General features: G+C 63.1%; 23 protein-coding genes and 1 riboswitch. Of the genes, 14 read left to right on the top strand and 9 right to left on the bottom strand.

Annotated elements, in window-relative coordinates:
• Positions 1–212 precede the first annotated feature (212 nt).
• The 3 genes from RFM40_RS25420 (at position 213) to RFM40_RS25410 (ending at position 2618) form a co-directional block, all read left to right on the top strand.
• Complete coding sequence (locus tag RFM40_RS25420) at positions 213–944, top strand: LuxR family transcriptional regulator (protein WP_320228741.1); 732 nt, start codon at positions 213–215, stop codon at positions 942–944.
• A gap of 277 nt (positions 945–1221) precedes the next feature.
• On the top strand, positions 1222–1860 hold the full coding sequence (locus tag RFM40_RS25415) for an acyl-homoserine-lactone synthase (protein WP_126096273.1): 639 nt from the start codon (positions 1222–1224) through the stop codon (positions 1858–1860).
• An 11-nt stretch (positions 1861–1871) separates the two neighbouring features.
• A complete protein-coding gene (locus RFM40_RS25410; RefSeq protein ID WP_320218743.1) occupies positions 1872–2618 on the top strand; it encodes an enoyl-CoA hydratase-related protein in 747 nt (248 codons plus the stop codon).
• An 86-nt stretch (positions 2619–2704) separates the two neighbouring features.
• Here the strand turns inward: RFM40_RS25410 and ppk2 are convergent, their stop codons facing one another.
• Positions 2705–3610, bottom strand: coding sequence for a polyphosphate kinase 2 (ppk2, locus tag RFM40_RS25405; RefSeq protein ID WP_320228739.1), 906 nt, complete (start codon positions 3608–3610; stop codon positions 2705–2707).
• 192 nt (positions 3611–3802) lie between these two features.
• Here ppk2 and RFM40_RS25400 point away from each other — a divergent pair, with 192 nt between their 5' ends.
• The 3 genes from RFM40_RS25400 (at position 3803) to RFM40_RS25390 (ending at position 7000) form a co-directional block, all read left to right on the top strand.
• On the top strand, positions 3803–5068 hold the full coding sequence (locus RFM40_RS25400; protein ID WP_320228738.1) for an ATP-binding protein: 1266 nt from the start codon (positions 3803–3805) through the stop codon (positions 5066–5068).
• A 107-nt stretch (positions 5069–5175) separates the two neighbouring features.
• Positions 5176–5901, top strand: coding sequence for a phosphate signaling complex protein PhoU (gene phoU, locus RFM40_RS25395; protein ID WP_320228736.1), 726 nt, complete (start codon positions 5176–5178; stop codon positions 5899–5901).
• Positions 5902–5989: 88 nt separating this feature from the next.
• Complete coding sequence (locus RFM40_RS25390; protein WP_320278524.1) at positions 5990–7000, top strand: magnesium and cobalt transport protein CorA; 1011 nt, start codon at positions 5990–5992, stop codon at positions 6998–7000.
• A gap of 149 nt (positions 7001–7149) precedes the next feature.
• Here the strand turns inward: RFM40_RS25390 and RFM40_RS25385 are convergent, their stop codons facing one another.
• On the bottom strand, positions 7150–7668 hold the full coding sequence (locus tag RFM40_RS25385) for a GcrA family cell cycle regulator (protein ID WP_320228734.1): 519 nt from the start codon (positions 7666–7668) through the stop codon (positions 7150–7152).
• A gap of 356 nt (positions 7669–8024) precedes the next feature.
• On the opposite strand from RFM40_RS25385, the gene RFM40_RS25380 reads away from it, so the two are divergent.
• The 3 genes from RFM40_RS25380 (at position 8025) to RFM40_RS25370 (ending at position 11277) form a co-directional block, all read left to right on the top strand.
• Complete coding sequence (locus tag RFM40_RS25380; RefSeq protein ID WP_320278523.1) at positions 8025–9224, top strand: aspartate aminotransferase family protein; 1200 nt, start codon at positions 8025–8027, stop codon at positions 9222–9224.
• Between the two features lie 16 nt (positions 9225–9240).
• Positions 9241–10152 (top strand): ornithine carbamoyltransferase, encoded by a 912-nt coding sequence (gene argF / locus RFM40_RS25375; protein WP_320228731.1) that lies wholly within the window; start codon positions 9241–9243, stop codon positions 10150–10152.
• A 117-nt stretch (positions 10153–10269) separates the two neighbouring features.
• A complete protein-coding gene (locus RFM40_RS25370; protein ID WP_320228730.1) occupies positions 10270–11277 on the top strand; it encodes an Hsp33 family molecular chaperone in 1008 nt (335 codons plus the stop codon).
• A gap of 177 nt (positions 11278–11454) precedes the next feature.
• On the opposite strand, the gene apaG is transcribed toward RFM40_RS25370, so the two are convergent.
• Positions 11455–11847 (bottom strand): Co2+/Mg2+ efflux protein ApaG, encoded by a 393-nt coding sequence (gene apaG, locus RFM40_RS25365; protein ID WP_292339828.1) that lies wholly within the window; start codon positions 11845–11847, stop codon positions 11455–11457.
• A 218-nt stretch (positions 11848–12065) separates the two neighbouring features.
• On the opposite strand from apaG, the gene RFM40_RS25360 reads away from it, so the two are divergent.
• Positions 12066–13211 carry a ceramide glucosyltransferase gene (locus tag RFM40_RS25360; protein WP_320228729.1) on the top strand — a complete coding sequence of 382 codons (1146 nt, stop codon included), beginning with the start codon at positions 12066–12068 and terminating at the stop codon, positions 13209–13211.
• 37 nt (positions 13212–13248) lie between these two features.
• On the opposite strand, the gene RFM40_RS25355 is transcribed toward RFM40_RS25360, so the two are convergent.
• Positions 13249–14436, bottom strand: coding sequence for an O-succinylhomoserine sulfhydrylase (locus RFM40_RS25355; RefSeq protein ID WP_320228728.1), 1188 nt, complete (start codon positions 14434–14436; stop codon positions 13249–13251).
• 55 nt (positions 14437–14491) lie between these two features.
• Positions 14492–14569: riboswitch (SAM riboswitch) on the bottom strand.
• 210 nt (positions 14570–14779) lie between these two features.
• Here RFM40_RS25355 and RFM40_RS25350 point away from each other — a divergent pair.
• Complete coding sequence (locus tag RFM40_RS25350; RefSeq protein ID WP_320228726.1) at positions 14780–15874, top strand: 2'-deoxycytidine 5'-triphosphate deaminase; 1095 nt, start codon at positions 14780–14782, stop codon at positions 15872–15874.
• 93 nt (positions 15875–15967) lie between these two features.
• Positions 15968–16738, top strand: a complete 771-nt coding sequence (locus RFM40_RS25345) for an ABC transporter substrate-binding protein (protein WP_320228725.1) — start codon at positions 15968–15970, stop codon at positions 16736–16738.
• 106 nt (positions 16739–16844) lie between these two features.
• On the opposite strand, the gene RFM40_RS25340 is transcribed toward RFM40_RS25345, so the two are convergent.
• The 5 genes from RFM40_RS25340 to chvE form a co-directional block, all read right to left on the bottom strand.
• Positions 16845–17144 carry a hypothetical protein gene (locus tag RFM40_RS25340; protein WP_320228724.1) on the bottom strand — a complete coding sequence of 100 codons (300 nt, stop codon included), beginning with the start codon at positions 17142–17144 and terminating at the stop codon, positions 16845–16847.
• Between the two features lie 27 nt (positions 17145–17171).
• Positions 17172–18161, bottom strand: a complete 990-nt coding sequence (gene araD1 / locus RFM40_RS25335) for an AraD1 family protein (protein WP_320228723.1) — start codon at positions 18159–18161, stop codon at positions 17172–17174.
• 208 nt (positions 18162–18369) lie between these two features.
• Positions 18370–19662, bottom strand: coding sequence for a multiple monosaccharide ABC transporter permease (gene mmsB / locus RFM40_RS25330; protein WP_320228721.1), 1293 nt, complete (start codon positions 19660–19662; stop codon positions 18370–18372).
• Positions 19659–21194: a multiple monosaccharide ABC transporter ATP-binding protein gene (mmsA, locus tag RFM40_RS25325; protein ID WP_320218919.1), complete on the bottom strand. Its 1536-nt coding sequence runs from the start codon at positions 21192–21194 to the stop codon at positions 19659–19661. Before mmsA ends, mmsB begins: the two co-directional genes overlap by 4 nt.
• A gap of 190 nt (positions 21195–21384) precedes the next feature.
• Complete coding sequence (gene chvE, locus RFM40_RS25320; protein WP_320278522.1) at positions 21385–22452, bottom strand: multiple monosaccharide ABC transporter substrate-binding protein; 1068 nt, start codon at positions 22450–22452, stop codon at positions 21385–21387.
• 292 nt (positions 22453–22744) lie between these two features.
• Here chvE and RFM40_RS25315 point away from each other — a divergent pair, with 292 nt between their 5' ends.
• The gene (locus tag RFM40_RS25315) at positions 22745–23734 is read left to right on the top strand and encodes a LysR family transcriptional regulator (protein WP_320228718.1); all 990 of its coding nucleotides are present in this window, start codon (positions 22745–22747) and stop codon (positions 23732–23734) included.
• Positions 23735–23838: 104 nt separating this feature from the next.
• Positions 23839–24180: a protamine-2 (modular protein) gene (locus RFM40_RS25310; RefSeq protein ID WP_320228717.1), complete on the top strand. Its 342-nt coding sequence runs from the start codon at positions 23839–23841 to the stop codon at positions 24178–24180.
• The last annotated feature ends 128 nt before the right edge of the window (positions 24181–24308 follow it).

Raw genomic sequence — 24308 nt, 5'->3', positions numbered from 1 at the left:
TATGAAAACGGAGCGGGCACAATTGTTTTTGATTTCAAACTCGGGAATTCGGCGTATGGTTTAGCATGTTTGCAAGTGGCAGCGCGCGCCGGCAACGGGGGAGATCACCGGCGCGTCGAGGGAGCTTGCAGCCCGGGGGTTGATGGCGAAGGGTGGTTCGGGCATCTAGCGTCGGTGATGAAAGCAGAAAGCAACATGGGGTAGATGTTGCGATGAGCATGTTCGATAGAACTCTGGAATATATAGACCAACTGCAGCACGCCAGCACGGCGGCGGCGGTGTGCGAGCGCCTGCTCGGCGTCACCTCGAATTTCGGCCTGACGGCGCTGATGGCTGGAACCGTGCCGCAGCCCGGCACCCCGCGCGGCCAGCAGAAGGACCACGTCCTGCTCTGCGACTGGCCGGGCGAGTGGCTGGAGCGCTACGTGGCGCGCAACTACGTCGACCATGATCCGGTTGTCAGCCACATGAAGCAATTGCAGGCTCCGTTCCAGTGGCGGGAAGCCTCGCAGGCCATCGTCATCGACAAGAGCAGCGACGAGGTCATGGGCGATGCCCGCGAGTTCAAGCTCCGCGACGGCCTCGCCTTCCCGCTGGTCACGCTCGACGGTCAGATCGTCATGGTTTCGCTGGGCGGCGAATCCGTCGAGTTGTCGGAGGCCGAGTTTGGGATGGTTTCGCTGGCGTCCACCTACGCCATCGGACGCGCCATGCAGCTTCACACGATGGCCGGCAAGGTCATCGATCACATAGAATTGACGCCGCGTGAGCGCGAATGCCTGCAATGGGCGGCCGTCGGCAAGTCCGAGTGGGAGATTTCGCAGATTCTCGGCATCTCGGAGCACACCTCCGAGAAACACCTTCTCAACGCCAAGAGCAAACTGGGCGCCGCCAACCGCGTGCAGGCAGTCGCCGAGGCGATTAGGCGCGGCTATATTAGCTAGGTCGGCCGGTAACGACCCAGAAATTGTCGCCTACGCATTCGCGTAATATTTTAGGCAAAGGCCGACCGTGTCCTCCGCTTAAGAAAGGGCTAATACTTTCTTAACGCCAAAGCAAACTGGCCGCCGTCAACTGCGTGCAGACGGTCGCGGAGGCGAATAGGCGCGGCTATATTAGCGAGGTCGGTCGGTGCCGACCTAGAAATTCTTGCCTACGCGATCGCGTAATATTTTCGGGAAAGCCCGGCCGTATCTTCCTCTTAAGCCCAGGAGACGGCTAATGCTTTTTTCCCTCACCACTCAGGAATTGATGGAACGCCCCGACCTTTGGGAAGCGGTCCATCGCCTGCGCTACAAAATCTTCGTCGAGGAGATGGGATGGGCCGATCTCGATCGCCCGGACGGGCTCGAGATCGATCAGTTCGACCATGATGAGGCCGAACATCACCTCGTCATCCGCAACGGCGAGCTCGCCGGCTACCAGCGCATGCTGCCGACGACACGGGCGCACCTTCTGACCGACGTCCTGTCGGATCTCTACGAAGGGACGCCCCCTTCGGGGCCCCATGTCTGGGAGCTGACCCGCTATGCTGTGGCGCCGGGCTTTCGCGACGGCAAGCGCGGCGTTTCGACGGTCGGCACCGAATTGATCGCCGGCTTCGTCGAATGGGGCCTCAAGCGCGACGTCAACCAGGTCATCATCGAGTTCGAACCGATGTGGGTGCTGCGCGCGCTGCAGCTGCACTTCCTGGCGACGCCGCTCGGCTACCAGCGCACCTATGGCAACCAGCAGGTCGTGGCGACGCTGCTCACCTTCACCGAGCATACGCTTGAGGTGGTGCGCCAGCGCCGCAGCCACTTCCTGCCGGTGCTTAACCGGGGCTATCCCGGACAACTCGGCCTGAGGCAGGCTTCGTGATGGAGGTGGTCATGAGCTTCCATCCCGAACCGGAACTGCACGGCCACACTCTGGTCGTCACCGTATCTTCGCATGACGGCCGGCCGGTGCTGGACAGGCATGCCTACGCGAGCCTCGCCAGGACCTTCCACGAGGCCGCCGTCAATGACGACGTCCGCGTGGTCGTGCTGCGCGGCCTTGCCGGCTGCTTCTGCCTCGGCGGTGACTTTTCGGAGTTCCTCGACGCCACCAAGCACCAGCAGCTGATCGCCGCCGTCACCGACATGTTCCGCATGCTGGCGACCTTCCCCAAGCCGGTCCTAGCCTGCGTGGACGGGGACGCAGTCGGTGTCGGCTGCACGATCCTGTTCCACTGCGACATGGTGATTGCCTCGAGAGGGAGCACCTTCAGGGTGCCGTTCGTCGATTTCGGCCTCGTGCCGGACGCGGCGACCAGCATCCTGGCGCCCCAGAAGCTCGGCTATGCCGGTGCCTTCCGCTTCTTCTGCCTGGGCGACACACTCGGCGTCGACGACGCCAAGGCGCTCGGCCTGGTCGGCGAGATCGTGGAAGGCAGCGCCGAGGAGACGGCCTTGGCGCGGGCAAGGCAGCTCGCCAAGAAGCCGGTTGCAGCGCTGTTGCAGACACGCGGTCTGCTCAAAGGCGATACGGACGTTCTGTGCGACCGCATCGACCATGAGATATCGCTGTTCCAGCAGGCGCTCCAGGACGACGCCACGCTGAAGCGGCTGCAGCGGATCGCCCGCCTGGCCGCCTAAGCATTCTCGTAAAGCCTCAGCGCCGCGCACCCGAAAGATGCGCGGCGCTGTAACGTTGGACGCCGGTCCGCGGGCTCCTGGAAAATCTATTTCTCCAGGAACGACGGTCCTTCGCCGACGATTTTCTTGTCTTCCTTGCCGATAGTGTCGAGATTGCGCTCGTCATAAGGCAGCGACAACAGGATCCGCTGGATGACGGCGAGCCGCGCCCGGCGCTTATCGTTGGCGCGCACGATGATCCAGGGCGCGAATTCCTTGTGGGTGCGCTCGACCATCAGGTCGCGCGCCCTGGTGTAGTCGTCCCACTTGTTGATACCCGCAATGTCGATCGGCGAGAACTTCCAGTTCTTCAATGGCGACCAGCGGCGGTCGTGGAAGCGTTCGAGCTGCGTCTCGCGGCCTATGTTCAGCCAGAATTTGAAGAAATGGATGCCCTCGTTGCAGATCATGCGCTCGAAATGCGGTGTCTCGTCGAGGAATTTCTCGTGCTGCTCCGGCGTGCAGAACCCCATGACCGGCTCGACTCCGGCCCGGTTGTACCAGGAGCGGTCGAAGGTGACGAACTCGCCCGAAGTCGGGAAATGGTCGACATAGCGCTGAAAGTACCATTGCCCAAGCTCCGTCGGCGTCGGCTTGGTCAGCGCCACATTGCGCGCCGTGCGCGGATTCATGTACTGCCGCAGTACGAAGATCGTGCCGCCCTTGCCCGCCGCGTCCCGCCCCTCGAACAACGCCATCACCCGCTTGCCGGTCGCCTGCAGCCAGGCCTGCGCCTTGACCAGCTCTATCTGCAGGCGCTCGAGTTCCTTGTCGTAGTCTTCGCTTTTCATCTTCTTGTCGTACGGATAGCCGCCGGCGGTCAGCTTGTTGTCCTCGATCCAGTCCGGAAGCGCCGGGTTGTCGATGTCGAACTCGCGTTCCTTGCCGCCGATCCTGATCCTGATCGGTCCAGCGGCGGGCGCCGCTTCGGCTTCTTCCTTGGCATTTTTCATCGAAGCGAACCCTTTCCAGCTTGCGGACTCATGCTATGGAGCCTCCACGACGCCCGCGTCCGTCCGGGCGTGGGGGCGTCGTAGCACTTTGATTTTGCGCATGAACATTCCAGAAAATCGATTCCGATTTTTGCGGGGTCATGCGCCGGTCCGGTCGGGCGAACTTTCACCGGCGGAGATACGGGGCAGCGCATGGTCGACACGGGTGCAGAGCGAAGAGGCGCGATGGAAGCCGTCGCTGCCCGGCTGCGGCGCAGCCGCTGGTTGCTGGCCGCGGCCATCGTTGCGGTCCTCTCCGTCTACGCTTTCGGCGGCATCTCGATCTATGTGCCGTTGCTGGCCCTGGTCTTGCTGGTCGCGGCGGCAATGTTGCCGGCCGATGTCGAACGCCAGTCCGCCGATGACGCGGCGGCGATCGAGGCCGGCGGGCTGCAGCGGCTCTCCGGCGAATATCTTGCCGCGGCCGTTGCCGACCCGCTGATCATCTTCGACCGCGCGGCAACAATCGTCCACGCCAACGCGGCCGCCTTTGCCGCCTTCGGCGGGCTGGCGCCCGGCATGTCGCTGTCGCTCAAATTCCGTGCGCCCGAAATGCAGGCCCTGCTTGACGGCATCGTCTCGGGGACCATGGCCTCCGATGTCGTCGATTATACCGAGAAGCTGCCGGTCGAGCGCACATACCGGGTGAGCGCATCCTCGGTCGGCCATGCCACCGATCTCTACGTTCTGGTGTTCAAGGATCAGAGCGAGGCGCGCCGCATCGACCGCATGCGCGCCGACTTCATCGCCAATGCCAGCCACGAGTTGCGCACTCCGCTCGCCTCGATCGCCGGCTTCATCGAGACATTGCGCGGCCCGGCGCGCGGCGATCCGGCGGCACGCGACCAGTTCCTGCAGATCATGCAGAACCAGACGGGCCGCATGGCGCGTTTGATCGACGACCTGCTGTCGCTGTCGCGGCTGGAGATGAAACCCTATCTCGGGCCGGGGACCGAGGTCGATCTTCGCCAGACCATCGAGAGCGTCATCGATTCGCTTGGCCCGCTGGCCAGCGAAAACGGCCTCGTCATCGAGCGGGATTTCGTCGATGGCCCGCTTTCCGTGCCCGGCGACCGTGACGAGCTCTTCCAGGTTTTCGAGAATCTCCTGGAGAACGCCTGCAAATACGGTCAGTCGGGCGGGCATGTTACCGTGTCCATCGCCCGCAGCGAGGATGGCCAGAATGCAGGCATCGACGTCACCATAAGAGACTATGGCCCTGGCATTGCCGAGGAACACATCCCTCGTATCACCGAGCGTTTCTACCGCGTCGATGTCGAGAGCAGCCGCGCCCAGAAGGGCACCGGTCTTGGCCTTTCGATCGTCAAGCATATATTGACCCGTCATAACGCAAGGCTGTCGATCAAGTCGGAAGTCGGCAAGGGCGCGGCGTTCACGGTTCATTTGCCGGCTCGCTGATCCTATACTGGTTGCCAACCGGCAATTTCGTCTTTCTGTCATCCGGTTCGCGTATCAGCGACAGATTGAGGGAACGCACCAGCCGGCAGAACCGGGAAGGCATATCCATGCAATCCGTTCATACGATCAGTGCCTATGATGAAGAACTGAAATTCCTGTCGAAGCGCATCGCTGCGATGGGTGGGCATGCCGAGCGCATGGTCGAGCAGGCGATCGCGGCGTTGGTCAACGCCGACCCAGGCCTCGCCCAGAAAGTGATCCAGGACGATCTCATCCTGGACGAGGGGCAGCGCGAGATCGACGACAAGGCAATCATCATCATCGCCAGGCGGCAGCCGATGGCGACGGATCTGCGCGAGATCGTCGGCGCCATCCGCATCTCCGCCGACATCGAGCGCGTCGGCGATCTCGGCAAGAACGTCGCCAAGCGCGTCGCGGCGGTCATCGACGGCCGCCAGCCGAACAGCCTGTTCCGGGGCCTCGAGGCGCTGGCCAACCTGGCGCTGACGCAGCTCAAGGAAGTGCTTGATATCTATGCGTCGCGCTCGGTCGAGAAGATCGGGTTCGTGCGCGACCGCGACGACCAGATCGACGCCATGTACACCTCGCTGTTTCGCGAGCTTCTGACCTATATGATGGAAGATCCGCGCAACATAACGCCCTGTACGCATCTGCTCTTCTGCGCCAAGAACATCGAGCGGATCGGCGATCACGCCACCAACATCGCCGAAACCATCTACTACATCGTCACCGGCGACCAGATGCCGGCCGATCGGCCGAAGGGCGACAAGACCGACCAGGTGGTGTCCCCGGGGACGATATCGGCTAAGTGAACAGCTAGCCTCTCGAACGGCTTTCTAATTTAGGCTAAGCTCCTCCAAATGCAGCGATTTTGTCAGTCGCTGTCTCGGGAGGTTTGCGATGGAACAAGTTCGAAACCTGACCCCGGTCCCGCAGCCGACATCCGGCATCATTGCGTCCAGCGTCTATTCCGCCGGCAAGCGGGTCGCCGACATCTCGGTCGAAGAGGCTGGCGAATGGGCGACAAGGCCCGGCCATGTCGTCTGGATCGGCCTGCTCGAGCCTGACCGCAACCTGTTGCTCAGGGTGCAGGCGCAGTTTCACCTGCACGATCTGGCGATCGAGGACGCCGAGCATCCGCATCAGCGGCCGAAGATCGAGCAATATGGCGATGCCCTGTTCATCGTCGCCCGCACCGCCCAGCTGATCGATGGCCGCGTCACCTTCGGCGAGACGCATCTCTTCGTCGGCACCGGCTATATCGTCAGCGTCCGGCACGGCCCGTCGACCTCCTATGCCGCGGTGCGCCAGCACTGGGAAAGCTGCCCCTCGTCGCTCGCCAAGGGCGAGGATTTCGTCCTCTATGCCATTCTCGATTTCATCGTCGACAACTACATGCCGGTGCTCGAGCAGATCGAGGACGAGGTCGAGCAGATCGAAGACAAGGTGCTGCTGAAGCCGATGACCGGCGCCGACATCGAACGGCTCTACATGCTGCGCCGCGATCTGCTGAGGCTGCGCAACGCGGCGCTGCCGCTGGTCGAGGTCTGCCGGCGGCTGACCAGCGCCGAGCTGCCGCAGATCCACGGCGCCATGCACCCGCTGTTCCGCGACGTGACCGATCACATCCGCACCGTGCAGGAAAAGATCGACAGCCTGCGCGAGGTCCTGGCCTTCGCCTTCGAAGCCAGTCTTCTGGTCGGACAAAGCCAGGAAACGGCGATTTCCAAGAAACTCGCCTCATGGGCCGCCATCCTGGCGGTGCCGACCGCCTTCGCCGGCATCTACGGCATGAACTTCACCGACATGCCTGAACTGAAGATGGAATATGGCTATCCGGCCGTGCTGGTGGCGATCGCGCTAATCTGCGTGTTTCTGTATTGGCGGTTCAAGAAGAATGGATGGCTGTGAAAAAAGCGAATAGCAAATAGGGAGTAGCCAATAGGGACAAAAGAAGCTTGTGCCGGACTTGGATGCCGACACTGTTCTATTCGCTATTCGCTATTCGCTATTCGCTATTCGCTATTCGCTATTCGCTATTCGCTATTCGCTATTCGCTATCAGCGAGCGCGGCGTCTTTCCGCCGCCGGCTGGAACGCGACGCGGGAATGATATTTGCAGTATGGCCCGGTTTCGGCGGCGTCGTTGCCGCAGAAGCTGAAGTCCTCCGACAGCGGATCGCCGTTCGGCCATTTGCAGGTGCGCTCGGTCAGTTCGACGAGCTGCAGGTGCCGCGAGATCGGCACGACGACATTCTCGACCGGGCGGATATAGTGGCGCGCCACCGGCTCTGCGTCGAACTGCACCTGCAGCGCGGTCGCGCCGATGGAGGCTGTCACATGGCGTGCGGGACTTGCGGCGCGTGCCACCGATTTCTGCATAGAAGCTCCTTGTGTCGCTTTCTTCTGGCGCGCCGGCGCCGCGGTCGCGCGGCCGCGGCCCGAGAGTTTTAGGCGATGCACCTTGCCGATGACGGCGTTGCGGCTCACTCCGCCGAGCTGTGCGGCGATCTGGCTAGCGCTGAGGCCCTCCGACCACAATTTCCTGAGAAGTTCGACTCGCTCGTCAGTCCAGTTCATGAGACCGCGCTCCTGCTGAGGCGTACGGCAGTCGGAATCCTTTCCCGCCCCGGCTCTCGCCGGGCAAACAACACCACATATACCGGGTGATTAGATCCGCCGCACGAAATCTAGTTATTTCTCAACTACAAATACCTTATGCGCTGACTCGGTGACAAGAGTCCCCAGGGCAACACGATTCGGTTTTTTGGGTTTTCCCCAACTTGCCTGACAGCTCATGAGCCGGCGTGCCGTCGGAGCCTTGCCGCGCGCTTCTGCGCGACGTTTTCGTTGACTTCATGGCCGAAAAACATGATAAGCCGCAAAGGCCGCCGCATTGGCGGCTTTTTTGATTTCCGGTTCCGGAGACGCATATAATGAGCGGTTCGGCGCTTTACGAGACCTTTGCCCGCGCACCCCTGGCTTTCGATCACGGGGAGGGGACCTGGCTGGTCACCGACAAGGGCGAGCGATATCTCGATTTCGCCGGCGGCATCGCCGTGAACTCGCTGGGCCACAGCCATCCGCATCTGGTGGCGGCGCTCACCGGGCAGGCCGCAAAGCTGTGGCATGTCTCCAACCTCTACGAGATTCCCGAGCAGCGCCGGCTGGGCGAGCGGCTGGTCGAGGCGACTTTTGCCGACAAGGTGTTCTTCACCAATTCCGGCGCCGAGGCGCTGGAATGCGCCATTAAGACGGCGCGTCGCTACCAGTTCGTCAAGGGCCACCCCGAGCGCTTCCGCATCATCACCTTCGAGGGCGCGTTCCACGGCCGCACGCTGGCCACGATCGCCGCCGGCGGCCAGTACAAATATCTCGAAGGCTTCGGGCCCAAGGTCGAGGGCTTCGACCAGGTCGCGTTCGACGACATCGACGCCGCCGAAAAGGCGATCACGCCCGAGACCGCGGCGATCCTGATCGAGCCGGTGCAGGGCGAAGGCGGCATCCGCCCGGTGCCGACGCAGTCGCTGAAGCGCCTGCGCCAGCTCTGCGACAAGCACGGACCGCTTCTGATCTTCGACGAGGTCCAGTGCGGCATCGGCCGCACCGGCAAGCTCTTCGCGCATGAATGGGCCGGCGTGACGCCTGACCTGATGGCGATCGCCAAGGGCATCGGCGGCGGCTTCCCGATGGGTGCCTGCCTTGCAACCGACGACGCCGCGACCGGCATGACGGCGGGCGTGCACGGCACCACCTTCGGCGGCAATCCGCTGGCGATGGCGGTGGGCAATGCGGTGCTCGACGTCGTGCTGGCCGACGGCTTCCTCGAGGATGTGCAGCGCAAGGCGCTTCTCCTGAAGCAGGGCCTTGCGGCGGTCGCCGATGAATTCCCCGAGATCATCGACGGCATCCGGGGAACCGGCCTGATGCTTGGCCTGAAATGCGTCATGCCCAACAACAAGGTGAACATGGCGCTGCGCGACCAGCACCTGCTGGCGGTGCCGGCCGGCGACAATGTCATTCGTCTCTTGCCGCCGCTTACCGTCACAGACGCGGAGATCGGCGAGGCGCTGAAGCGCATCCGCTCGGGCGCCAAGGGCCTGACCGACGCGATTGCGGCCGAAGCCGCGAAATAATTCTGGAATCCTGCCGATGAACGTTCGCCACTTTACCGATCTGTCAGCCGTTTCCGCAGGCGATCTGCGCATCATGCTGGACGATGCGGTGGCGCGAAAGACCAGGCTCAAGGCCGGCGAGCGTTCGAGGCCGCTCGAAGGCAAGGTGCTGGCGATGATCTTCGACAAGCCGTCGACGCGCACGCGCGTGTCCTTCGATGTCGGCATGCGCCAACTCGGTGGCGAGACCATCATGCTGACCGGCACCGAGATGCAGCTCGGCCGTTCCGAAACCATCGCCGACACCGCCAAGGTTTTGTCCCGCTATGTCGACGCCATCATGATCCGCACCACCTCGCATGACCGGCTGCTGGAACTCACCGAGAATGCGACCGTGCCGGTCATCAACGGGCTGACCGACGATACCCATCCCTGCCAGCTCATGGCCGATATCATGACCTTCGAGGAGCATCGCGGTCCGGTGGCGGGCAAGACCTTCGCCTGGACCGGCGACGGCAACAATGTGCTGCACTCGCTGCTCGAAGCCTCGGCACGGTTCCGCTTCAATCTCAATGTCGCGGTGCCGGAGGGCAGCGAGCCGTTCGAGAAATATGTCGACTGGTCGAAGGCCAATGGCGGCAAAGTCAGGTTCGCCCGCTCGGCCGAGGAGGCGGTCGACCAGGCCGATTGCGTCGTCACCGACAGCTGGGTGTCGATGGGCCAGGAGCATCGCGCTCGCGGTCACAACGTCTTCCTGCCCTACCAGGTCAATGCAGCGCTTATGGCCAAAGCGAAGTCCGACGCGCTCTTCATGCACTGCCTGCCGGCGCATCGCGGCGAGGAGGTCACCGACGAGGTCATCGACGGACCGCATTCGGTGGTGTTCGACGAGGCCGAGAACCGGCTACACGCCCAGAAGGCGGTGCTGGCCTGGTGCCTGGGCGCTTGATCGAGGCCGACTTGATCCGCGGATGCGTGATGCCTATTTGCGGGCCATCACGCAAATCGAACGCGCTTTGCCCCATGCCGCCTGGAAAGCGGGGTGGACGCGCCCCGGAGCTTTGTCATGTTGGAAATCCGTCCGTTGGCTGAACATCAACCCAAACTCGGTGAATTCGGCTTCGCCGGCGACGACCATGTCGTGCCTTACGAGGTGGCGCCGCTCGACGTGCGCGGCCGCACCGTGCAACTCGGGCCGATGCTCGACGCCATCCTCAGCCGCCACGACTATCCCGAACCGGTAGCGCGCCTACTGGCGGAAGCCTGCGTGCTGACCGTGCTGCTCGGCACGTCGCTGAAGTTCGAGGGCAAGTTCATCCTGCAGACGCGCACCGATGGGCCAGTCGACATGCTGGTGGCGGATTTCGCCACGCCGCATGCGCTGCGCGCCTATGCGCGCTTCGATGCCGACCGGTTGCAGGCGCTGGTTGCCGCCGGCGAGACCTCGCAGCAGAAACTGCTCGGCACCGGCGTGCTGGCGCTGACCATCGACCAGGGCGCGCGCACCCAGCGCTATCAGGGGATCGTCCAGCTCGACGGCACGTCGCTGGAAGAGGCCGCGCGCACCTATTTTCGCCAGTCCGAGCAGATCCCGACCGATCTCAAGATGTCGGTCGCCAAACTGGTGACGCCGGGCCCCGGCGGCGCCCGCGAGCAATGGCGCGCCGGCGGCATCCTTGCGCAGTTCCTGCCGCAGGCGCCGGAGCGCATGCGCGTGCCCGATATTTCCGGCGGCGACGGCGATCCGCGCGACGTGGCGCACGAGCCGGCCGACAATTCCTGGCGGGAACTTCTGGCGCTGCTCGGCACCATTGAGCCGACCGAGCTCATCGATCCGACGGTGGGCGCCGAGCGGCTGCTCTACCGGCTGTTCCACGAGCACGGCGTGCGCGTCTTCCGTAGCGTGCCCGTCGCCGACCAGTGCTCCTGCTCGCGCGACAAGATCCGCGGCATCCTCGAAGGCTTTTCGGCCGACGAGATCAAGGACTCGACCGAGGACGGCGGCATCCATGTCGCCTGCGAATTCTGCTCGACGCAGTACGACTTCGACCCGGCTGAATTCGCGGCGGAATAAGCCCTTACCTTCTCCCCGTTTCACGGGGAGAAGGTGCCCGAAGGACGGATGAGGGGCGGCGCCTGCGTTGGCCATACAAGCGCCCCTCGCTCCGTCCGAAAGAAAATCTCAAAAGCTTGGCGCTGCCGGGCACTTCTCCCCGTATAGTGACGGGGAGAAAAACGCTCTCGCCGGCAGTTAATTCACCGTTCGCCTCGTCCCCGGCATGTCGAGCGAGAAGGCGGGGATGGCGACATCGAACGTCTCGCCGCGCCCGTTGCGCATCGTGTAATGGCCGACCATGATGCCTGATGGCGTCGAGAGCGGGCATCCCGACGTGTACTGGTAGCTGTCGCCGGGGTTGAGCTCCGGCTGGTCGCCGACGACGCCCGCGCCGCGCACTTCCTCGACGCGGCCGCGCCCGTCGGTGATGTGCCAGTAGCGCGACATAAGCTGCACGAACTCGTCCGACCGGTTGTCGATCGTCACCTGGTAGCCCCACACATAGCGGTTCTCGGACGGATCGGAACGATCCTCCAGATAGAACGGCCTGACCTGCACTTCGATGTTGCGCGTCACGGCGCGATACATGGGCCACTCCGGTTTGCCGGCGAAGGGAACGTTTGTCGCGCTTCGTGGTTATTAGGTGAGGCGCCATCCTGCCAGTTTCTAGCGCACGTGCCGAAAAACAATGTCATTTAAGTGACACATGACAATGTTGGTGTGCACAAACCATGCCGGGCGACTCGGGCGCTCTGTCGACTGATTGAAACGGCCGCGGGCGGCTTTTCCGGAGTGACCAGATCTCGATGGAACTGACTCTCGCAGCCGCCTTTGCATCGTCAGCCCTTCTTCTTTCCAATTTCGCCAGCATCATGCTCGCATCGTCGCGGCTGAAGGCGTGTCGCATCATTCCTCCGCCCGCGGAGAAGCAGCCACCGGTCTCCATCATCGTGCCGTCGCGCGGCGTCGAGCCGTTCGCCGAGGAGACGCTTAATCGCGCCTTCTCGCTCGACTGGCCGCGCTATGAGCTGATCTTCTGCGTTGCCGGCGCCGAAGACCCCGTGGTCAAGCTGATCAATGCCGCGATCGCGCGCTTCCCCAAGGTTCCGGCGCGGCTGCTCGTCGGCGACGACAGGATCAGCGCCAATCCCAAGCTCAACAATTGCGTGAAGGGCTGGCAGGCGGTGCGGCACGACTGGGTGATCCTTGCCGATTCCAACGTGCTGATGCCCAAGGATTATGTCCAGCATCTGATGGCGGCCTGGCGGCCGGATACCGGCCTCGTCTGCTCGACGCCGATCGGCTCGCGGCCGGATGGGTTTTGGGCCGAAGTCGAATGCGCCTTCCTCAACACGCTGCAGGCGCGCTGGCAATATACGGGCGAAGCGCTCGGCCTTGGCTTCGCCCAAGGCAAGAGCATGTTGTGGAACAAGCCGATGCTCGACGCGAACGGTGGCATCCAGGCTTTAGCCGCCGAGATCGCCGAGGACGCGGCCGCCACCAAGCTGGTCAACGGCTTGGGACTGCGCGTCAATCTCGTCGCGTCGCCCTTCGAACAGCCGCTCGGCCAGCGCACGTTCGCCGAAATCTGGTCGCGTCAGGCGCGCTGGGCGCGGCTGCGCCGCGTCACTTTCCCGCTGTTTTTTGCCCCCGAAATCCTGACCGGCGTGGTTATGCCGCTGATTTTCGCGCTGATAGCGGCGGCAAGCGCCGGCGTCAGCCTCCCCACCACGGCGCTGTGTGTGCTGGCGATCGCTTATGTGCCGGAATGCCTGCTCGCCTGGTCGAAGGGCTGGTATCTGTCGCCGCGCAGCGTGACCGCCATGATCGTGCGCGACGCGATGCTTCCCGCCGTCTGGGTGCGCGGCTGGCTCAGCGGCGCGGTCGAATGGCGCGGCAACGCCATGACCATCCACACCAAGGCATTGACCGAGCTGGAAGAGATTGCCTGAGCCTCGCTCAGGCGCTCTCTCGATCGGCCTGGGGCGGCTACTTCGCCGCTTTCAGCGCTTCGTCGATATCGGCCAGCAGATCGTCGGCGTCCTCAAGCCCGACAGACAGACGCAGTGTTCCCGGGCCGATGCCGAGCTCGGCGCGCGCCTCGTCGCTGAGGTTCTTGTGCGTCGTCGTCGCCGGATGGGTGATCAGGCTCTTGGCATCACCGAGATTGTTGGAAATCAGCACGATGTCGAGCGCGTTCTGGAAGGCGAAGGCCGCCTGCTTGCCGCCCTTGACGTCGAGGCAGATCAGCGTCGAGCCGCCCGACATCTGCTTCTTTACGATATCGGCCTGCGGATGGTCGGCCCGGCCCGGATAGATGAGGCGGGCGATCTCCGGCCGTCCGGCCAGGAAGTCGGCGATCTTGCCGGCGCTTTCCGTCTGCTGGCGCACGCGCAGCGGCAGCGTCTCAAGCCCTTTGAGCAGCGTCCAGGCGTTGAATGGCGACAGGCTCGGGCCTGTATGGCGGAAATAGTCGTGCAGGTTCTCGTCGATCCACTTCTTGTCCGACAGGATGACGCCCCCGAGGCAGCGGCCCTGTCCGTCGATATGCTTGGTCGCCGAATAGACCACGACATGGGCGCCAAGCTGCAGCGGCTTCTGCTGCAGCGGCGTGGCAAACACATTGTCGACGATCACGCGTGCGCCGATCGATTGGGCTAAAGCGGCGACAGCGGTGATGTCGACCACTTCCAGCGTCGGATTGGTCGGGCTTTCCAGGAAGAACAGCTTGGTGTTCGGCTTGACCGCCTTTTCCCAATTAGCGATGTCAGTGCCGTCGATCAGCGTCGCCTCGATGCCGTAGCGCGGCGCCAACGTCTCGACCACCCAGCGGCAGGAGCCGAACAGCGCCCGCGCCGCAACGATGTGGTCGCCGGCCTTGACGCTGCAGAGCAGTGCAGCGCTGACCGCCGCCATGCCGGAAGCGGTGGCGCGCGCGTCTTCCGCGCCTTCGAGCGCGCACATGCGCTTCTCGAACATGTCGACGGTCGGATTGGCGTAGCGCGAATAGATGAAGCCCGGCTCCTCGCCCTTGAAGCGGGCTTCCGCGGCTTGCGCCGTTTCGTAGACATAGCCCTGGGTGAGATACATCGCCTCGGCGGTCTCGCCGAAACCGGAACGCAGCGTTCCGCCATGCACGAGTGCCGTCTGATGCTTCCAGTTACGCGTCTTGGTCATCGCCCTGCTTCCAAACACAAAAAAACCGGCCGCGATGTCGCAACCGGTCCATAAGGCCTTGCGGCCAGCGGTCCTTTAGCGACTTGTTTAACGTGGCTGCAAGCCGACCGGCCAAATCACCACGGGATAACGACCCTTTAGACCTGCACTGCGCTTGCGTCAATTGCCCGCTTGATTAAGAGGTTTGTACCAGGCAGGAGCCTGCACCCATGCGCTTGCCCGGCCTTAGAGCAATTCCCGGAAAAGTGTGAAACGGTTTTCCGTCCGGAATTGCGTCAAAACAAAGAGGTAGAGCGGTTCGCCGTTTCCATAAAACGGTGAATTGCTCTAGCGGAGCCAGACCTTGCGGCAGACAGGCATTCTTCCGGATCAGGACATCGCGGCGCTGTTTGAGGCGAATGCGCTGAAATCGCCGCGCGCGCTCGACACCAACCAGATCCAGCCGGCCAGTCTCGATCTGAGACTCGGCGACAAGGCTTTTCGCGTGCGCGCTTCCTTCCTGCCCGGTCCGGATCACCTGGTGGCCGACAAGCTCGACCGGCTGAAGCTGCACGAGATCAGCCTTGCCGAGGGCGCGGTACTGGAAACGGGCTGTGTCTACATCGTACCGCTGCTCGAGAGCCTGGCGTTGCCGGCAGAAGTGTCGGCATCGGCCAATCCGAAGAGCTCGACCGGGCGGCTGGACATTTTCACGCGCGTCATGACCGACCGCGGCCATGAGTTCGACAAGATCGCCGCCGGCTATCATGGCCCACTCTACCTCGAGGTCAGCCCGCGCACCTTCCCGATCGTCGTGCGCGCCGGCTCGCGGCTGTCGCAGATACGCTTCCGCACCGGCAACGCGCTGCTGTCGGAGAACGAGCTGCGCGATCTCCATCGCGCCGAGATGCTGGTCGCCACCGAGCCTCCCAACATCTCCGGCGGCGGCATCGCGCTCTCCATCGATCTCGACGGCGACAAGGACGGCCTGGTCGGCTATCGCGGCAAGCACCATACCGGCTTGGTCGACGTCGACAAGCGCGCCGCGCAGGACGTCGTCGACTTCTGGGAGCCGCTCTACAAGAGCGGTGCCGGCGAGCTCGTGCTCGACCCGGACGAATTCTACATCCTGGTCTCGCGCGAAGCCGTGCACGTGCCGCCGCTCTATGCCGCCGAGATGACGCCCTTCGACCCGCTGGTCGGCGAGTTCCGCGTCCACTATGCCGGCTTCTTCGACCCGGGCTTCGGTCACTCCGCCGCCGGCGGCAGCGGCAGCCGCGCCGTGCTCGAAGTGCGCAGCCACGAGGTGCCCTTCATCCTCGATCACGGCCAGATCGTCGGCCGCCTGGTCTACGAGCATATGCTCAAGCGCCCGCAGGCGCTCTATGGCAGCGACCTCGGCTCCAACTATCAGGCGCAGGGGCTCAAGCTCTCCAAGCATTTCCGCGCCGCGCGCTGATCCATCGTCAACGCCAAACTCTGCTTGCCCAGTCCCCGCGCGCCATGCTTGGCTGCGGTTCACTGGTCGAGAACCTGACTGAGGGAGACAAAAATGCAGAAATCCAGATGGATCATATCGGCAGCGGCGGCCGCTGCAATGCTGGCGCTCGGCGCCGGTTCCGCGATCGCGGCGGAAAAGATCAAGATCGGCACCGAGGGCGCCTATCCGCCCTTCAACACCATCACGCCGGACGGCAAGGTCGAGGGCTTCGACATCGACATCGCCAATGCGCTCTGCGCCCAGATGAAGCTCGAATGCGAGATCGTCACCCAAGACTGGGACGGCATCATTCCGGCCCTTCAGGCCAAGAAGTTTGACGCCATCATCGCCTCGATGAGCATCACCGAGGAGCGCAAGAAGCAGGTCGCCTTCACCCACAAATACTACACCACGCCGCTTTCGCTGGTCGCGCTCAAGGACAGCGACATCGCGTCCACCGAGCCGGCGGCGCTTGCCGGCAAGACCGTCGGCGCCCAGGCCTCGACCACCCAGGCCAACTACGCGCAGGACGTCTACGCCAAGGCCGGCGCCGAGGCGAAGCTTTATCCGACCCAGGAAGAGGCGGTCACCGATCTCCTCAACGGCCGTCTCGACGCCGTGATCTCGGACAAGTTCGTGCTGGTGGACTGGATGAAGAAGGCGAGCGACGGCTGCTGCAAGCTGGTCGGCGACATCAAGGGCACCGAGACCGAGGCCGGCATCGCCGTGCGCCTGGAGGACACCGCGCTGCGCGACAGGCTGAACGCGGCCATCGACGCCATCGTCGCCGACGGCACCTACAAAAAGATCCAGGCGAAGTATTTCGACTTCGATATTTATTGAGGTTGGTTTGGCCTTTGGTCAGCCGCGAAACAGCGCTTGTTTCGCGGCGCCGAGGCACGCATTGAAGCTGCCGATAAAAAGCAGCTCGCGTCCAGACAGCCGCGTTTTACCCCTGATCGTCCACACACCCAAGGACATAGGCGCGAGCGGAGTCAATGCGGCAAGGCTTGGGTCTGTCGTTCAGCGCGGGGCTGCGAAGTTGTGAAATCCGTAGATCGGCATTTCGCATCAGGAAGCTGGTTTGAGTTCGTGAATATCCGGTGCCCAGCAGTCGGCTGGTCATCAGGGTGCGCGCCTCGCCATAGGAGGTCTTGCTGCATTGTGCGGCGCCATAGGCCGCGGATGACCAGCAAGCGATCAACAGCGCGATGCCCAGATTTCCGGCGCTTGGCGGAATATAGTTCATTGACCCGGCTCCGAGTTGTTCGCGAGATCAAAGCGCCTTCACCGCCACCTTGACCGGCTTTTCGATTTCCAGCGGGTTGCGCAGCGGCAGGCCGAAATCCTTCGCCTCGATCTCGAACACGTCGCCGGCTTCTGTCCTGACGCCGTCGGCGAAGGACAGCGTCGCCGTGCCGAACATATGCACATGCACGTCGCCGGGCTGACGGAAGGCCGAGTACTTGAAGTGGTGATGCTCGAGATTGGCGATGGTGTGCGACATGTTCGCTTCGCCCGACAGGAACGGCTTTTCCCAAAGCAGCTTGCCGTCACGCAGGATGCGTGAAGAGCCCCTGATATCGGCGGGCAAGTCCCCGATCAGGATCTCCGGACCGAACGAGGCGTTGCGCAGCTTGGAGTGGGCGAGGAACAGGTAGTTCACCCGCTCGGTCACATGGTCGGAGAATTCGTTGGACAGCGTGAAGCCGACGCGGAACGGCGCGCCGTCATCGCCGATGACATAGATGCCGGCTATCTCCGGCTCCTCGCCGGCGTCTTGCGCGAAGGCGGGCGACTTCAGCGCCGCGCCCGGCGCCACCGCCATGGTGCCGTTGCCTTTGTAGAACCATTCCGGTTGCACGCCGATCTGGCCCTTGGCCGGCTTGCCGCCTTCCAGTCCCATGCGGAACATCTTCATGGAATCGGTGAGCTGCTCCTCGCCGTCGCTGAGCTTCTTGTGCATGGAATCGCGCGTTGCGGCGGAGCCGAGATGCGTCAGCCCCGTGCCGGTGAGGTGGAGATGCGCGGGATCCGGGTGATTGATCGGCGACACCAGGCGTCCCTTTTTGTAGGCGGCGTCGAGATCGACCGTCTCGCCGTAGCCCTTGCGCTCGATCAGCGCTTCGAGGCCGGCGCCGGTGCGCGCCGCCTCCATCGCCAGCGAATAGACGCTGCGCGCGCCGTTGATGATCCGGGTCTTGCCGCCGCTGCGGGCAACGACGCGGATCGTCTCGGCGTCGTCGAGGATCTGGGAAATCAGCATGATGAAACCCTCTTCTCTTTTGCCTTGGCCTGGCTGCCGACGGGCAAACCTTGACCGGCGCGGCCCGGAACCGATCCGCGCCGCGGTTGAAACTCTTCGTCCGGATTGCGCTCGCGAGCCCGGTCCTTCGGGGACTTCTTGGCGCCGGCAGACAGCCGGCAGCCTCGCGATCTGGACCCGTATGCCTCCTGCTTTCCTCGCTAGCCTGTCAGGCCTTGTTCTTGTTGTAGACGTCGAAGATGACGGCGCCGAGCAGCACCAGGCCCTTGACCACCTGCTGCCAGTCGACATTGACGCCCATGATCGACATGCCGTTGTTCATCACGCCCATGATGAAGCCGCCGACCACGGCGCCGATAACCTGTCCGACACCGCCCATAGCCGAGGCGCCGCCGATGAAGACGGCCGCGATCACATCGAGCTCGCTGCCGAGACCGGCGGCCGGCACGGCCTGGCCGAGGCGCGCCGCGATGATCAGGCCGCCGAGCGCCGACAACACGCCCATGTTGATGAACACCAGAAGCGTCAGCCTTTCGGTATTGATGCCCGACAGCTGTGCCGCCTTGGCGTTGCCGCCCATCGCATAGATGCGGCGGCCGATGGTCATGCGCTTGGTGACGAAGACGAACATCGAGATCAGCACGCCCATCACCAGCAGCACCACCGGCAGGCCCCTGTAGCTCGCGAACTGGAACACCAGGAACAGCGCCAGCGCGCTGCCCACCAGCGTCTTGATGACGAACAGCGGGAAAGGCTCGGCCTCGTAGCCATGGCGCTCACGCTTGCGGCGGGCCCTCAGGCCGAAATAGGCGTAGGCGAGCACCGCGACGACGCCCAGCACCACCGTCGTCATATGCAGCGTAAGGCCGCTGCCGACGATGGTCTTGCCGGCGGCATTCACCGTCGGCGGGATCAGCATCAGCGGGCCGATGACGTCCGGGATGAAGCCGGAGCTTAGCGCCTTGAAGCTGGCGGGAAGCGGCCCGACTGAAGAGCCGCCGCCAAGCAGCGCCTGGCAGATGCCGCGGAAGATCAGCATGCCCGCCAGCGTCACGATGAAGCTCGGTATCCGGTGGTAGGCGATCCAATAGCCTTGCGCCGCGCCGATAAGGGCGCCCACGATCAGGCAGACGATCGAAACCACGAGCGGATTGCTGAATATCCCGAGCGGCCAGATGACCATCATCATCGCGGCGAGTGCGCCGATGAAGCCGGCGACCGACCCCACGCTGAGATCGATGTAGCCGGCGACGATCACCAGCAGCATGCCAAGCGCCATCACGATGATGAACGAGTTCTGCTGCACCAGGTTGCTGAGGTTGACCGGTTTGAACAGGGTTCCTGACGTCGTGTACTGGAAGAACAGCATGATGACGATCAGCGCGATGATCAGGCCGTATTCGCGCAGGTTTGTCGTCAGCGCCGAGACGGCGATGCGCGGACCCTGTTTGACGTCTTCGGCGACGCCGCTTTGCGGTGCGGGAGCGCTGTCTGTGCTCATGATGCTTTTTTTCCTTCTCCCCGAACGATGGCGCGCATGATTTTTTCCTGGCTGGCGTCGCTTGCCGCCATTTCGCCGACGATACGCCCCTCGTTCATGACATAGATGCGGTCGGTGATGCCGAGCAGTTCCGGCATTTCCGACGAGATGACGATGATCGCTTTGCCTTCAGCGGCGAGGCGCGCGATGATCGTATAGATTTCGTATTTGGCGCCGACGTCAATGCCGCGCGTCGGTTCGTCGAGGATCAGCACTTCCGGATCGGCGAACAGCCATTTCGACAGCACCACCTTCTGCTGGTTGCCGCCCGAGAGATTGCCGGTCAGCTGATAGACGCTGGAAGCGCGGATGTTGGTCTTCTTGCGATAGTCGTTGGCGACGCTCATCTCGCGCATGTCGTCGATGACGCCGCGGCTGGAGACACCGCCCAGGTTGGCTAAGGTCACATTGTGCTTGATGTGATCGATGAGGTTGAGGCCGTAGGTCTTGCGGTCCTCGGTGACATAGGCGATGCGGTTCTCCACCGCCTTGCTCACCGACGAGAGATCGATCGGCTTGCCGTGGAGCGACACCTCGCCGGTGATGTGCCGGCCATAGGAGCGGCCGAAAAGGCTCATCGCGAATTCGGTGCGGCCGGCGCCCATCAGCCCGGCGATGCCGACCACCTCGCCCTTGCGCACGTTGAGGTTGATGTTCTTGATGACCTGCCGCTCGGCGTGGATCGGATGGTAGACCGACCAGTCCTTGACCTCGAAGATGACCTCGCCGATCTGCGGCTCGCGCGGCGGATAGCGGTCGTCGAGCGAGCGGCCGACCATCGAGGTGATGATACGGTCCTCGCTGATGTCCTTCCTGGGCAGGGTCTCGATGGTGCGTCCGTCGCGGATCACGGTCACCTTGTCGGCGACGCGGTTCACTTCGTTGAGCTTATGCGAGATCAGGATAGAGGTCATGCCCTGCCGCTTGAACTCGAGCAGGAGATCGAGCAGCGCCTGGCTGTCCTTCTCGCTCAGCGAGGCGGTCGGCTCGTCGAGGATCAAGAGCTTCACTTCCTTGCTGAGCGCCTTGGCGATCTCGACCAGCTGCTGCTTGCCGACGCCGATATTGGTGATCAGCGTCTTGGGGTCTTCCTTGAGACCGACTTTCTTGAGCAGGGCGCCGGTGCGCTTCTCGTTGGCGTTCCAGTCGATGACGCCATAGGTGGCGTGCTCGTTGCCGAGGAAGATGTTTTCCGCGATCGACAGCATAGGCACCAGGGCAAGCTCCTGGTGGATGATGACGATGCCGATATGCTCGCTGTCATGAATACCCTTGAAGTGGCATTCCTGACCGCGAAAGACGATCTCGCCTTCATAGGTGCCGGACGGATAGACTCCCGACAGCACCTTCATGAGCGTCGATTTGCCGGCGCCGTTCTCGCCGACGATGGCGTGGATCTCACCTTCCTCGACGCTGAGGTTAACGTTCGACAGCGCCTTGACGCCGGGAAACGTCTTGGTGATGTCGCGCATCTCCAAAATCGTCGAGGTCATCAGGAATTCCACTCCCTGGCGCATGCCTTCCGTTTCCGGAAGGCGTGATTGCGCGAAATCAACATACTACACCTTCCCTTGTGCCGGGACGGCGCAGGGCGCTGCAGAAGCCGGCAAAAACAATACCGGGGTCGCTTCTGAACGAAAAGGGGCCCTGCGTCGCGCAGGACCCCTCGTTTTTCAAACCGGATTACTTCAGCTCGTCGGCCTTGATGTAGCCGGACTCGACGACCTGCGCCTGGTAGTTCGACTTGTCGACCTCATGCGGCGTCAAAAGGATCGAGGGAACGACCTTGACGTCGTTGTTGTAGGTCTTGTCGTCGAGGCCGTCGGGCTTGCCGCCGGAAAGCACCTTGTCGACCAGCTGCACGGTGGCCTTGGCCAATTCGCGGGTGTCCTTGAACACGGTCGAGTACTGCTCGCCCGAGATGATCAGCTTCACCGAGGCGGTCTCGGCGTCCTGACCGGTCACGATCGGCCAGGGCTGAGCGTCCGTGCCGTAACCGACGGCGCGCAGCGAGGCGGTGATGCCGCGCGACAGTCCGTCATAGGGCGACAGAACGCCATCGACGCGGCTGCCGTCCGAATAGTTGGCCGAGAGCAGGTTGTCCATGCGCGCCTGGGCGGTGGCGGCGAGCCAGCGCAGCGTGCCGACCTTGTCCATGCCCATCTGGCCGGACTTGATCTTGATCGAGCCGTCGTCGATCAGCGGCTGCAGGACCGACATCGCGCCATTGTAGAAGAAGAAGGCGTTGTTGTCGTCGGGCGAGCCGCCGAACAGCTCGACGTTCCACGGCTTGGTGTTCGGGAAGCGGTCCTTGAGGCCCTTGACCAGGGAATTCGCCTGGATGACGCCGACGCCGAAATTGTCGAAAGTGGTGTAGTAGTCGACATTCGGGGTCTTCTTGATCAGGCGGTCATACGCGACGGTGACCACGCCGGCATCGTTGGCCTTCTGCAGCGCATCGGCCATGGTGGTGCCGTCGATCGAAGCGATGATCAGCGCCTTCGGGCCCTTGGTGATTTCGTTTTCCAGCTGGCTGAGCTGGTTCGGGATATCGTCCTGCGCATACTGCAGGTCGACCGTGTAGCCGAGCGCTTCGAGCTGGGACTTGACGGCGTCGCCGTCGTTGATCCAGCGCTGCGAGGTCTTGGTCGGCATCAGCACGCCGACGAGGCCTTCGCCTGCATGCGCCGGCAGCGTCATAGCCGCGATGCCAAGGGCCGCCACGGCGGCCAATGTCTTGATGATCTTCACATTACTCTCCCTGGTTGATGGACGCGACACCTCGGGGCTTCGCGGGCCGCGCAGTCGGACAGGAGCGCTGGCGCGCCACTGTCGACTTTATCGATCTCCGGTATCCTCCCAATCGGTCCCGCGGCGCAGTTTCAATCAATACGATTTTGCTCGTTGCCGATCCTTGCGCCTCGGAACGCGCGAAGGGTGTGTCCCTTTGACATAACTGTCAAATGCGATCTTTGATGATTGCTATACCGAAACTGGTATGGTTAAGCGTACGGCGAAACACTGGCGGAGCGGCTGGGAAATCATGGCGGCACTACGTGATCCTGATGCAATTTCAGTAAGTTACGAAAAGCTTCCCGGAGACGGCGAGACGCTTCTGCGCAGCGGCTTGAGCCTGCGCCACATGCGCATGATCGCCGCCCTCGACGATCACGGACGGGTGAGCGCCGCTGCCCAGGTCATGAACATCTCCCAGCCGGCCGCCTCGCGCATGATCGCCGAGATGGAGGCGGTGCTCGACGTGAAGTTGTGCGAGCGGCTGCCGCGCGGTATCACGCTGACCCCCTACGGCCAGGCGCTCGCCAGGCGCGCCCGCTCCATCCTGCTCGAGATGCGCGAAGCCGACCGCGAGATTTCGGAGCTCAAGGCCGGCAAGGGCGGCTCGGTGTTCCTTGGCGCGGTGACCGCGCCGGCGATCGAGCTTGCCGTACCCGCGATTCGCGAGATCCGCCGCATCTACCCGCGCATCGAGATCACCATGCAGGTCGAGACGTCCAACGTGCTCGCCCGCGAGCTGATCGCCTCGCGCCATGACTTCATCATCGCCCGCATTCCCGACGACCTCAATCCGCGCCTGTTCGAATCGCGCGTCATCGGCATCGAGAAGGCTTGCCTGATCGTGCGCCGCGGCCATCCGCTTGCCAGCGGCAAGATGGTCGGCCTGGAGGAAACGGCTGCCCATGACTGGGTCTTCCAGTCCGGCGGCTCGCCGCTGCGCCAGGCGATGGAAAGCAATTTCCTGAACCGCAACATCCCGCTTCCCGACCGCATCCTCAACACCTCCTCGCTGCTCTTGACGCTGGTGATGGTGGCGCAATCCGACGCCATCGCCCCCGTTTCGGTCCAGGTGGCTAGGTTCATCCAGAGCGCCGACGGGCTGGCGGGAGCGATCGACGTCGTGCAGACCGAATTCGACATCGAGGTCAGGCCCTACAGCTTGATCACGGTCAAGAACCGCGTGCTCTCGCCCGCCGCCAAGATGCTGCACGACTTCATTTTGCGCGAAGTGGGGTAATGGAACGAGAATGCTACTTGTACGTTCAAACCGATCGGCGGTTCGCTGGAGCCTGTTTCGGGTGAGGGACGAGCCGCGGATGCTAAACAGCTCGGGAGGTTTCGATGGAACGTCGGTTGTTTCTGACTGGAATGCTTGGCGTTGCGGGGGCGGCAGCGCTTGCAAGCCTGGCCGGACCAGCCAAGGCGGTTGCCGGCATCCCCAAAGGCAACGGGATTCTCGATGAATTGGACAAGCCGGATCCGGCCATCTACGAGGAGGATGACCAGGAAGATCTGCTGCAGCCGGTTCAGTACTACTACCGCCGCCGTCGCTACTACCGCGATCGCTATTACCGCCGTCGCCGCCGGCGGGTTTGGAGAAGGGTCTGCCGCCGTTACTGGCGCTATGGCCGGCGCCATGTCCGCTGCTGGCGCCGTCGCGTCTGGATCAGCTTCTATCTCTGAGCCGATAGCAACCACGTACCCGGCGCCTGCCGGGTGAATTCGCAGGCTGGGTCTTGCGCTGGTGTGCAAGACCCAGCGGCTTTATTTGCAAAACCGCCGGCTCCACCCTTGCGCATAGGCCCGGCCTC

The sequence above is a fragment of the Mesorhizobium captivum genome, assembly GCF_033977165.1.
Lineage (GTDB): Bacteria > Pseudomonadota > Alphaproteobacteria > Rhizobiales > Rhizobiaceae > Mesorhizobium > Mesorhizobium captivum.
Note: the sequence above shows the minus strand (reverse complement) of the source record. Positions and strands in the feature narration are given on the sequence as shown.